5 protein-coding genes are annotated in these 11,925 nt (G+C 72.0%); all 5 read left to right on the forward strand.

The window, feature by feature from the left end; translation table 11 throughout:
* The first annotated feature begins 172 nt into the window (after positions 1-172).
* The 5 genes from CPE01_RS05980 (at position 173) to CPE01_RS06000 (ending at position 11,327) form a co-directional block, all read left to right on the forward strand.
* The gene (locus CPE01_RS05980) at positions 173-1,195 is read left to right on the forward strand and encodes a LacI family DNA-binding transcriptional regulator (RefSeq protein WP_146805719.1); all 1,023 of its coding nucleotides are present in this window, start codon (positions 173-175) and stop codon (positions 1,193-1,195) included.
* A gap of 428 nt (positions 1,196-1,623) precedes the next feature.
* Positions 1,624-3,264: a xylulokinase gene (locus tag CPE01_RS05985; protein WP_146805720.1), complete on the forward strand. Its 1,641-nt coding sequence runs from the start codon at positions 1,624-1,626 to the stop codon at positions 3,262-3,264.
* 97 nt (positions 3,265-3,361) lie between these two features.
* Entirely contained in the window at positions 3,362-4,108 is a 747-nt protein-coding gene (locus CPE01_RS05990) for an L-ribulose-5-phosphate 4-epimerase (RefSeq protein WP_146805721.1), read from the forward strand.
* Positions 4,105-5,613: an L-arabinose isomerase gene (araA, locus tag CPE01_RS05995; RefSeq protein WP_146805722.1), complete on the forward strand. Its 1,509-nt coding sequence runs from the start codon at positions 4,105-4,107 to the stop codon at positions 5,611-5,613. The genes CPE01_RS05990 and araA overlap by 4 nt, the downstream gene beginning before the upstream one ends.
* Before the next feature lie 326 nt (positions 5,614-5,939).
* Positions 5,940-11,327: a LamG-like jellyroll fold domain-containing protein gene (locus CPE01_RS06000; protein WP_186811424.1), complete on the forward strand. Its 5,388-nt coding sequence runs from the start codon at positions 5,940-5,942 to the stop codon at positions 11,325-11,327.
* The last annotated feature ends 598 nt before the right edge of the window (positions 11,328-11,925 follow it).

The raw sequence follows: 11,925 nt of genomic DNA on the forward strand, positions 1-11,925 counted from the left end.
GCGCGGTCGTCCCACGGCCGCGCTCGGTGCGTTCGGGTCCGACGCGCGTGCGGGTTCAGCCGCGGTCCGCACCCCGCGGACGGCGCCGGGGCCGTACCGTAGGCCACGAGAGACACGCGGCACCGTCAGGCGCCGCTGATCGCGGCGCTCGCGTCGCACCGAGGGAGCAAGGGTGTCGACTGACACGGGGGCGCGGCCGCCCGCGATGAGCGACGTGGCGTTGGCCGCAGGGGTGTCGCACCAGACCGTCTCGCGTGTGCTCAACGGCCACCCGAGCGTGCGGCCCGAGACGCGCCTGCGCGTCCAGGACGCGATCGCCCGTCTGGGCTACCGCCGCAACAGCGCCGCTCGTGCGCTCGTCACCCGCCGCTCCGACACGCTCGGTGTCGTCACGCCCGCGTCCGCGCTCTACGGGCCGACGAGCACGCTCGTCGCGTTCGAGGAGGCGGCCCGCGAGGCCGGCTGGTACGTCTCGGTCGCCACCATGCGCCGGTTCACGGCGGACTCGATGCGCGCCGCCGTCGAGCACTTCCTCGACCACGGCGTCGACGCGCTGGTCGTGATCGCCCCCACGAGCGAGGTCGCCTCGGCCGTGCAGGGGCTCGACGTGCCCGTGCCGGTCGTGCTCATCTCGTCGGCGATCGAGCTGCGCGAGCGCGAGGGCGTGCTGTCGGTCGGCGTCGACCAGCGGCTCGGCGCGCGACTCGCGACGCGCCACCTGCTCGCGCGCGGCCACACCCGGGTGCTGCACGTCGCAGGCCCGCAGGACTGGTTCGACGCGCAGGACCGGCTCGCCGGCTGGCGCGAGGAGTGCGAGGCCGCAGGTGTCACGGCCCCCAAGCCCGTCGTCGCCGGGTGGTCGGCGGACAGCGGCTACGAGGTGGGCCGCAAGCTCGCCGCGGGCAAGCTGCCGGAGGCGATCTTCGCGGCGAACGACCAGCTCGCGCTCGGGCTCGAGCACGCGTTCTGGGACGCGGGTGTGCGCGTGGGCCAGGACGTCGCGATCGTCGGCTTCGACGACGAGGTCGGCGCGGCGCACTACCTGCCGCCGCTGACGACCGTGCGGCAGGACTTCGTCCGTCTGGGCTCGCTCGCGATCGACGTGCTGCGGCAGGCCCTGGGTGGGCTCACCGGGCGTGAGGCGCCGCGACTGGTCCCGCCCGAGATCGTCGTCCGGCGCAGCTCGGGCGTCTAGCGCCGACCCGCCGCGTGCCGGGCGGGCCGCAACGGCGCGCCGTGCTGCGACACGCCGATGACGGACCTGGTCCCGTCGCCCTCCTGGGCGAGTCGCGGCCTGGTCGAGGACGTGCGCGCCGGGTTCACCCGGGCATCCGACGGCGCCGTCGCGCGCGCGTCGACGCCCTGACCTGGACAGACGTCCAGATATTCCGTCGCAGGTGAGAGGCCCGCGGACGCTGCCGAGCGGGCCCGCGGTCGTGCCGCACGGTGCCGACTGCGGCCCGAGACAGGGCTGCGCTCGACCGCGAGGTATCGCCAGTATGGGCGAAAGGCTCGAGAATCTTCGCGGGGCAGGAGGTGTACCTGGACCTGTGTGAGCGTTAACATCTGAGTGGGTCGACCCGATGGGGGGACTCGAGACACCACAACGTGCGAAGGGGCGCGATGAGCAGGAACGGGACGCCGGACGGCGTCGACCAGCAGGCGGAGAGCGACACCGTCGCACGCGTCCGGGACGACATCCTCGCGGGGCGCACCGCGCTCGGCATCGAGCTCGGCTCGACGCGCATCAAGGCCTGCCTCATCGGACCTGACGCCGCACCCGTCGCGAGCGGCGCGCACGAGTGGGAGAACCAGTTCGTCGACCGCCGGTGGACGTACTCGCTCGACGCCGTGTGGAGCGGCCTGCAGGACGCGTACGCCGCGCTCGTCGCCGACGTCGAGGGGCGCTACGGCGTCACCCCCACGACGTACGGCGCGCTCGGCGTCTCGGCGATGATGCACGGCTACCTCGCGTTCGACGCGTCCGACGAGCTGCTCGTCCCGTTCCGCACGTGGCGCAACACCAGCACGGGCCCGGCCGCGGCCGAGCTCTCGGCGCTGTTCGGGCACAACATCCCGCTGCGCTGGACGATCGCGCACCTCTACCAGGCCGTGCTCGACGACGAGCCGCACGTCCCGCAGATCGACTTCGTCACCACGCTCGCCGGCTACGTGCACTGGCGCCTCACGGGCGAGAAGGTGCTCGGCGTCGGCGACGCCTCGGGCCTGTTCCCGATCGACACGCAGACGCGCGACTACGACGCGCGCATGCTCGAGCAGTTCGACACGCTCGTGGCCGACCGTCGTCCCGGCACGCACCTGCTCGACCTGCTGCCCGCCGTCCGGCTCGCGGGCCAGGAGGCCGGGCGCCTCACCGAGCAGGGCGCGGCGCTGCTCGACCCGACCGGGACCCTGACCGCGGGCGTCCCGCTGTGCCCGCCCGAGGGTGACGCCGGCACGGGCATGGTCGCGACGAACTCGGTCGCGCCCCGCACGGCCAACATCTCCGTGGGCACCTCGATCTTCGCGATGGTCGTGCTCGAGAAGCCGCTGACGCAGGTGCACGACGAGCTCGACCTCGTCACGACGCCGTCGGGCGACCTCGTCGCGATGGTGCACTGCAACAACGGCGCGAGCGAGCTCGCCGAGTGGGCGGACGTGTTCGGCCGGTTCGCCACCGCGCTCGGGCACCCGTCGAGCCCGGACGACGTGTTCGGCGCGCTGCTGCGCGAGGCGCTCGAGGGCGATGCCGACGGTGGCGGCCTGCTCGCCTACAACTACCTCTCCGGTGAGCCGATCACCGGGCTGTCCGAGGGGCGCCCGCTGTTCGTGCGCACGCCGGACAGCCGCCTGACGCTCGCCAACTTCATGCGCACGCAGGTGTACGGCGCGTTCGGCACGCTGAGCCTCGGCATGCGCGTGCTCGCGGCCGAGGGCGTCGAGCTCGACGCGATGTTCGCGCACGGCGGCCTGTTCCGGACCGCAGGGGTCGCGCAGCGCCTGCTCGCGGCCGCGGTCGGCGCGCCGGTGGCCGTCGGCAGCGCGGCCGGCGAGGGCGGGGCGTGGGGGATCGCGGTGCTCGCGGCCTACCTCCAGCACGCCGACGGTCAGGACCTGGGCACCTTCCTCGCGAAGCAGGTCTTCGGCGACGCTGAGATCGGCGTCGTCGCGCCCGACCCGCAGGACCTGCGCGGCTTCGCCGTGTGGCTCGACCGGTACGAGGCCGGCCTCGCCGTCGAGCGTGCCGCGGCCGAGGCGATCTAGCCGCGTCCCGCACGGGCCCGCCGCCCACCGCACGACGACCGACGACGACCCACGAAGACCCACGAAGACCCACCCCACGACAGCAGGAGCCCCACCGATGACGACGACCCTGGCCGACTACCCCGCGAGCGTGCAGGAGCAGGTCGCCCGCACGCGCGAGGTCGTGGCGCGCCTGCATGCCGAGCTCCCGCGCTGGGGCCTCGTGGTGTGGACCGCAGGCAACGTCTCGCAGCGGGTCGTCGTCGACCCTGCCGGCCCGAGCACGCGCGACCTGCTGGTCATCAAGCCGTCGGGCGTCACCTACGACGAGCTCACGCCCGAGGCGATGGTCGTCTGCGACCTCGACGGAGCGCTCGTCGACGGCGACCGCTCGCCCTCGTCGGACACCGCGGCGCACGCGTACGTCTACACGCACATGCCCGAGATCGGCGGCGTGGTCCACACGCACTCGACGTACGCGACCGCGTGGGCCGCGCGTGCCGAGCCCGTGCCCTGCTGCCTGACGATGATGGCCGACGAGTTCGGCGGCGACATCCCGATCGGTCCGTTCGCCCTGATCGGTGACGACTCGATCGGGCGTGGGATCGTCGAGACGCTGCGGGAGTCGCGCAGCCCGGCGGTGCTCATGCGCAACCACGGACCGTTCACGATCGGCAAGGACGCCAAGGCGGCCGTCAAGGCGGCCGTCATGGTCGAGGAGGTCGCCCGCACGGTCCACATCTCTCGCCAGCTCGGCGAGCCGCTGCCCATCGAGCAGCACCACGTCGACTCGCTCTACGCGAGGTACCAGAACGTCTACGGCCAAGGCAACGTCGCTGCGGCCACCAAGGAGGAGCACGCGTGAGCAAGCCGTACGCCGACCGTGAGGTCTGGTTCTTCACCGGGAGCCAGGACCTGTACGGCGAGGAGACCCTGCGTCAGGTGGCGGCGCAGTCGCAGGAGGTCGCGCGCGAGCTCGACGCGAGTGCCGACGTCCCCGTGACGATCGTGTGGAAGCCGGTCCTCAAGGACTCCGACTCGATCCGTCGCGCGATGCTCGACGCCAACTCCGACGACCGTGTGCTCGGTGTCATCACCTGGATGCACACGTTCAGCCCGGCCAAGATGTGGATCCACGGCCTGTCGGTGCTCGACAAGCCGCTGCTGCACCTGCACACGCAGGCGAACGTCGAGCTCCCGTGGGAGTCGATCGACTTCGACTTCATGAACCTCAACCAGGCCGCGCACGGCGACCGTGAGTACGCGTACATCGCGTCCCGCATGGGCGTGTCACGGACGACGGTCTCGGGTCACGTCAGCAACCCGGCCGTCGCGCGCCGTGTCGGTACGTGGGTGCGAGCCGCCGCGGGCCGCGCCGCCACGCAGTCGCTGCGCCTCGCGCGGTTCGGCGACAACATGCGCAACGTCGCGGTGACCGAGGGCGACAAGACCGAGGCCGAGGTCCGGTTCGGCGTCTCGGTCAACACGTGGGGCGTCAACGACCTCGTCGCGGCCATCGCGCAGGTCGCGGACTCCGACGTCGACCTCGTCGTCAAGGAGTACGAGGAGCTCTACGACGTCGCGCCCGAGCTGCGCACCGGCGGCGAGCGGCACGAGTCGCTGCGCTACGCCGCCAAGCAGGAGGTCGCGCTCGAGGCGCTGCTGTCGTCGCTGGGCGCCAAGGCGTTCACCACGAACTTCGAGGACCTCGGCGACCTGCGTCAGCTCCCGGGCATCGCGGTGCAGCGCCTGATGTCCAAGGGCTACGGGTTCGGCGCGGAGGGCGACTGGAAGACCGCCGTCCTCGTGCGTGCCGCGAAGGTCATGGGCGAGGGCCTGCCCGGTGGCGCGTCGCTCATGGAGGACTACACCTACGACCTGACGCCGGGGGACGAGCTGATCCTGGGCGCGCACATGCTCGAGATCTGCCCGTCGCTGACGACCACGACGCCGCGCGTCGAGATCCACCCGCTCGGCATCGGCGGCAAGGAGGACCCGGTCCGCATGGTGTTCGACGCGGACCCGGGCGTCGGCGTCGTCGTCTCGCTCGCGGACATGCGCGAGCGGTTCCGCCTGACCGCGAACGTCGTCGACGTCGTCCCGCCGCGCGCGTCGCTGCCGCACCTGCCGGTCGCACGCGCCGTGTGGAAGCCGCGTCCGGACTTCACGACGAGCACCGAGGCATGGCTCACGGCGGGCGGTGCGCACCACACCGTCCTGTCGACGGCCGCCGGGGTCGAGGCGTTCGAGATCTTCGCCGAGCTCTCGGGAACCGAGCTGCTCGTGATCGACGAGAGCACCACCCGGCGCGGATTCCGCGACCAGGTGCGCTGGAACCAGGCGTACCACCGCCTGGCGCAGGGGTTCTGAGTCCGACCCACCCGGACCCCGTCGTCGCGAGGCCCCGACCGCTCCCGTCAGCGGTCGGGGCCTCGTCTTGCCCGCAGGCAGGGCTCTGACCTGCGCGGGCGTGCCCCGATCGTGTCGTCGGTACGCATGTCGGGTGACTTCGTTGCCAGCCCCGAGGGCCCTGGGCTATGGTCGCGCCACCAGATGTGAGCGCTAACACGCACCGCGTCCGAGACCTCCGACACCGCCGTCGGACGCTCGACGACCAGACGCAGCAGCGCGGTGCCCGCGCGCCTCACGCAGGTTCCGACTTCACGAAGGAACGGGATCCACGAATGAGCTCAAGGGTGAGCACGAACGGCAGGACGGCGCGCTCGCGCCGAGGAATGACGGTCGCCGCCGCCGTCACGCTCGCGCTGGCGGTGCCGACGGCGCTGCCCGCAGTCGCGTCGGCCGACGAGGGGACGGACGCGCTCATCGCGAACCTGACCTTCGACGACGCGACGACGGGCCTGACCGGCGCGGGCGCACGCGCCACCGTCAACGGCGCGCTGACGCTCGACGACGGCGTCGACGGGAAGGCCGCGCGCCTGTCCGTCGGGAACTGGCTGAGCCTGACCAAGGAGGACGGCTCGCCGCTGCTCGCCGGGCTCGAGACCGTCACCATCTCGTACGACTCGCTGCCGACGAACAGCTCGGCGAACAAGGGCTGGACCGTCTTCGCGGCTCCGAACGCCGCGACGCAGACCTACGCCACGGAGAAGTACCTCGGCGTGATCGACAAGGCCACGAGCCTGGTCGTCGAGCGGTACGCCAACACGGCGGGACGCGACTCGACCGGCAACCTCAACGCGGGGACCGTGGCCGCCGGCTGGCGCCACGTCGACCTCGTGCTCGACGGCACGTCCGGCACGCTCTTCGTCGACGGCACCGCGGTCGCGACGAACACCACGGGCAAGCTCCTGAGCGCGGTGGTCGGTGCGTCCGGCGGCGTCTTCCAGATCGGCAAGGGCAACTGGGAGGCCGGCGAGTACTTCGCGGGCCTGATCGACAACCTGCAGGTCCGCAGCCGGGCCGTGAGCAGCGACGAGGTCGCCGTGACGGCGGCCGCCAAGGCGCTCACGCTCGCCGGCGCCGACGCGGTCGCGGCCGACCTGACGCTCCCGTCCACCGCCTCGCACGGCGCGACCGTCACCTGGTCGTCGTCCGACCCGGACGTCGTCGGGGACGACGGCACGGTGACCCGCGGCGCCACCGCGGGCACGGCCACCCTCACGGCCACGCTCACGGTCGGCGCGCACACCGCGACCCGCGCGTTCCCCGTGACCGTCCTGGCGCTGGCCGACACCACGGCGCTGGACGCGGCGCTCGCAGCCGCGGACGCACTGGTCGCGGCCGACTTCACCGAGCAGTCCTGGACGCCGTTCGCCGACGCCGTCACGGCGGCGCAGACCGTCGCCGACGACGCGGCAGCGACGCAGGCCCAGGTCGACGCGGCACTGCAGGCGCTGCGCGACGCGAACCTCGCACTCGTCTCGCTCGCCGGCGCCTCGCTCGTCGCGGACCTGTCGTTCGACGACGCGACCGCGGGCCTGACCGGAGCCGGGGCGAAGGCCACGGTGAACGGCGAGCTCACGCTCGAGGACGGTGCCGACGGGACCCAGGCCGTGCGCCTCAGCAGCGGCGGCTGGCTCAACCTCACGAAGGACGACGGGACGCCGCTGCTGGCGGGTCGTGACACGGTGACGATCTCGTACGACTCGCGTCCGGACGCCTCCGGCAACGTCGGCTGGCTGTTCTTCGCGGCGCCCAGCACCGCGACGCAGACCTACCAGAACGAGCACTACGTCGGCTTCATGGACAAGGCGACGAGCCTCGGGGTCGAGCGCTACAACAACGCGGGCGCGCGCATCTCGACCGGCAACCTCAACGCCCCGGCCGGCACCGTCACGGCCGGCTGGAAGCACGTGGACCTCGTGCTCGACGGCATGCAGGGCGCGCTGTACGTCGACGGTCAGCTCGTCGCGAGCAACGAGGCGGGCCCGCTCCTGTCCGCGATCCTCGGCGCGTCCGGCGGCGTGGTGCAGGTCGGCAAGGCCAACTGGGTCAACGGCGAGTACTTCACCGGGCTCCTGGACAACCTGCAGGTCCGGGGTGCGGCGCTGAGCGCCGCACAGGTCGAGGCGCAGCTCGCGCAGGCCGCGATCGCCGCGATCCCCGCGACGCTGGCGGTCACCGAGGACACGTACACCCTGCCCGGTGGCCCGCTCGTCACGTGGACCTCGGCGTCCGACGACGTCGTCGTCGGCGCGGACGGCCGTACGGCCACCGTGACGCGTCCCGAGCCGGGCGCTCCCGCGACGACGGCCGCGCTGACGGCCGGCGTCGTGCTGCGGGGCATGACCGTGACGCGGGCGGTCACGGCGACCATCTCGGCACCGCTCACGATCGAGCAGCGCGCACAGCGCACGCTCGAGGAGATCTCCCTGGTCGGGCTCTCGGACGTGCGCACGAACCTCACGCTGCCGACCGAGGGCGCGTACGACCTCCCGATCACGTGGACGTCGTCGCACCCCGCGGTCGTCTCCGAGAGCGGCGGTTCCGTCGCCCCCGGTGTCGTCACGCGGCCCGCCGCGGCGACGACCGTCACGCTGACGGCCCACGCGGGCACGCTCACGCGCGACTTCACGGCGGAGGTCCGCCAGGCCGTCGCCGCGCCCGCGACCACCGACTACGTCTTCGCGTACTTCACGGGCTCCGAGGGCAGCCGCACGGACGAGCAGATCTACTTCTCGACGAGCCCCGACGGCAAGACGTGGACGGACACGCGCGCGAACGGCAACCCCGTCCTGGAGTGGAACGCGGGCGACAGGGGCGTGCGTGACCCGTACCTGGTGCGCTCGCCGCAGGGCGACACGTTCTACCTGATCGCCACGGACCTGAGCATCTACTACCGCGGGGGGTGGGGCAGCGCCGCTGCCACGACCACCGGGTCGCTCAAGCTCGTGGTGTGGGAGTCCCACGACCTGGTGCAGTGGACCGAGCCGCGGCTCGTCGACGTCGCGTCGGGCATCCCCGGCGCCGGCATGGCGTGGGCCCCGGAGGCGATCTGGGACGACGTCGAGCAGCAGTGGGTCGTGTTCTGGGCCACGGGCTCGGACGTCTCGAACGACCTCGGCGACCGCACGAACATGTACTACTCGACGACGCGCGACTTCGTGACCTTCACCGACCCGGTGAAGTGGATCGACCGCCAGCACTCGATCATCGACACGACCATGATCAAGGTCGGCGACTGGTACTACCGTGCCTCCGCCGACGGCCAGATCACGATCGAGCGCTCGAAGGACCTGTACGCGGTGACGACGGCCGCCACGGCGCCCGCCTACGTCGACGACGACCACTGGTCGGTCGTGGGCACGCTGGCCGGGATCCTCGGCACCAGCGCGTACTCGGGCGCGTACCTCGAGGGCCCTGAGCTCTTCGAGTACAACGAGGACGACCGGGTCGACCCCCTCACGCCGCTGTACGGCCTGATGGCCGACCAGTACGCGCAGGGCAAGGGCTACCTGCCGTTCCGCACGACCGACCTCGCGTCGACCTCGACCGACGCCTGGTCGCTCGGGAGCGACATCGACTTCGGTTCGCTCAAGAAGCGGCACGGCACGATCCTGCCGATCACGGCCGCCGAGCTCGCGGCGATCGAGAAGGCGACGATCGGCACGACGGGTGAGCTGCCGGTGCTCGACCCGGAGCACCCGGACCGTCCGGTGACGTACCTCCTGGAGCAGGCGATCGCCTCGGCGAGCGGCCTCATCGAGGCGGACTTCACCGCCGCGTCGTGGGCGCCGTTCGCGGCGGCCCTCGCCTCGGCGCAGGGCGTCGTCGCCGACCCGGAGTCGGACGAGGCCGTCGACGACGCGATCGCGGCTCTCGAGGCGGCTCGTGCCGCGCTCGTGATCGAGGGTGCGGGCGGTGACCTGCTCGCGTCCTTCGACTTCGACGACGCGGAGACGGGTCTCGTCGGTGGCGAGGCGCGGGCGGCGGTCAAGGGCACGCTCACGCTCGCCGACGGCGACGACGGCACCAAGGCCGTGAGCCTGTCGGCCGGCAACTGGCTGGACGTGACGAAGAAGGACGGGACGCCGCTGCTCGCCGGTCTCGACGAGCTGACGATCTCGTACGACTCGAAGCCGGCGACGGGGTCGGCCAACAAGGGCTGGTCGCTGTACGCGGCGCCCAGCACGGCCACCCAGACGTACCCGAACGAGCACTACCTCGGCTTCATCGACCTGGCGACGAGCCTCGTGGTCGAGCGCTACGACAACGTCGGTGCGCGCGACTCGAGCGGGAACCTCTCGGCCCCCGGGCTGTCCGCGGGCTGGCGTCATGTCGACCTGGTGATCCGGGGGAGCTCCGGCAAGCTCTACGTCAACGGCGAGCTGGTCGCGAAGAACACCTCGGGCAAGCTCCTCAGCGACATCCTGGGCGAGTCGGGTGGCGTGCTGCAGATCGGCAAGGCCAACTGGGTCAACGGTGAGTACTTCACGGGTCTGATGGACAACCTGACGATCTACCGCAGCGCTCACCGGCTCGACGACGAGCCGTACCCGTCGACGGTGACGGCCACGTGGCCGACGCTGACGTACGGCACGGCGGGCACCGTGCAGGTCGCGGTGGCCTCCGACGGCGGCCCGACGCCCACCGGCACCGTCGAGGTGCGCGAGGGTGCCACCGTCGTCGCGACGGCGACGCTCGACGCGGCCGGCACGGCGCAGGTCGAGCTCCCGGCGACGCTCGCCGCGGGCAGCCACACGTTCGTCGTCGCCTACCTGGGTGACGTCGACACCGCGGCGGCGACGACGGCCGCACGGACCGTCACGGTCGCCAAGGCCTCGTCGACGACGACCCTGACCGCGGGCGAGCTGCGGTACGGGTCGGGCGGCAAGGTCACGGTGCAGGTGGCCTCCGGTCCGGGCGCCACGGGCACCGTCGAGCTGAGCGACTCGGTCAGCGGCGAGGTCCTCGAGGCCACCCTGAGTGGCGGCAAGGCGACGTTCACGATGCCGAAGCTGCTCGCACCGGGCTCGCACCGGTTCACGGCGCAGTACGCGGGTACCGAGCAGGTCGCGGCGTCCTCGGCGACGCTGACGGTCAAGGTCCTGCGTGCGACGTCGAAGCCGAGCACCACGGTCTCGACCGTCCGCTACGGCGCGGGCGGCACGGTGACGGTCACGGTGACGTCGCCGGTCGGGTCCAAGGCGGTCGCGGGCAAGGTCAGGATCGCGAACGTGGCGGGCGGCAACGTCCGGTACGGCACGGTGACCAACGGCAAGGCGGTCGTCTCGCTCCCGACGACGCTCACGCCGGGGTCGTACCGGTTCACGGTGGACTTCCTGGGCACGACGACCGTCGAGCCCTCGTCGACGACCGTGAAGTTCACGGTCGGACGTGCGCTGTCCACGACGACCGTGTCGGCGAAGAAGGTCGCCACGGGCATCAAGGTGACCGGCACGGTCAAGGCCACGGGCGTGTCCCCGGTGACCGGCTCGGTCAAGGTCGCGGTCCTGAAGAACGGCAAGACGGTCGCGACGAAGACCGTCAAGCTGAGCAAGGGTCAGTACTCGGTCGTCATGCCGGTGCGCACGAAGGGCTCCTACGAGGTCCGGGCGACGTTCCAGACGACCACCAAGGTGAGCAGCTCGACCGCCAAGCGGGCGATGCGGATCAGCTAGCCGGCTGACGCTCCCCGGTCGAAGGGGTGCAGGTGCGCGACCCGCGCCTGCACCCCTTCGTCGTGCATGCCGCAGGCGGCGTCGTCGCGACGGCGTCGTGAGGGGGTCCCGACGCTGCGGGACCGCACGGACCGGGGTCTGCGCGGCGCGCACGGGTCGCCGCTCAGGACGTTGCCGAACGGTGACGTCCCGGTGCTTGATCTGCCCCGATCGGCCCACCACCATCGGAGCAGTGCCCCACGTCGCCCGAGCGGGTGAGCCGGGTCACAGGTTCGTAACGGAACGAGAAGACGCTGGCCCCAGCGACTTGTGAGCGTTAACATCGTCAAGTGAACGCTCACATCGGACAGGTCGCACCGTAGCGGCCGGTCGGTGAAGCACCACAGGCGTGCGTGGCACGACTGGTTTCTCGAGGAGGAGAAAGCATGGTCAGCAAGAAGTTCCGAGCCCGCGGCGTGGCCGCGACCGTGGCTGTCCTCGCGCTGGGTCTCGCGGCCTGCAGCAGCGACAGCGGTGACAGCGACAACGAGACCAAGGCGCCGGCCGCCCAGGGCGACGACAAGGGTGGCGACTCGGGCGAGAACATCAAGGTCGGCTT

Origin of the sequence: Cellulomonas persica (genome assembly GCF_007989825.1) — a bacterium.
GTDB lineage: Bacteria > Actinomycetota > Actinomycetes > Actinomycetales > Cellulomonadaceae > Cellulomonas > Cellulomonas persica.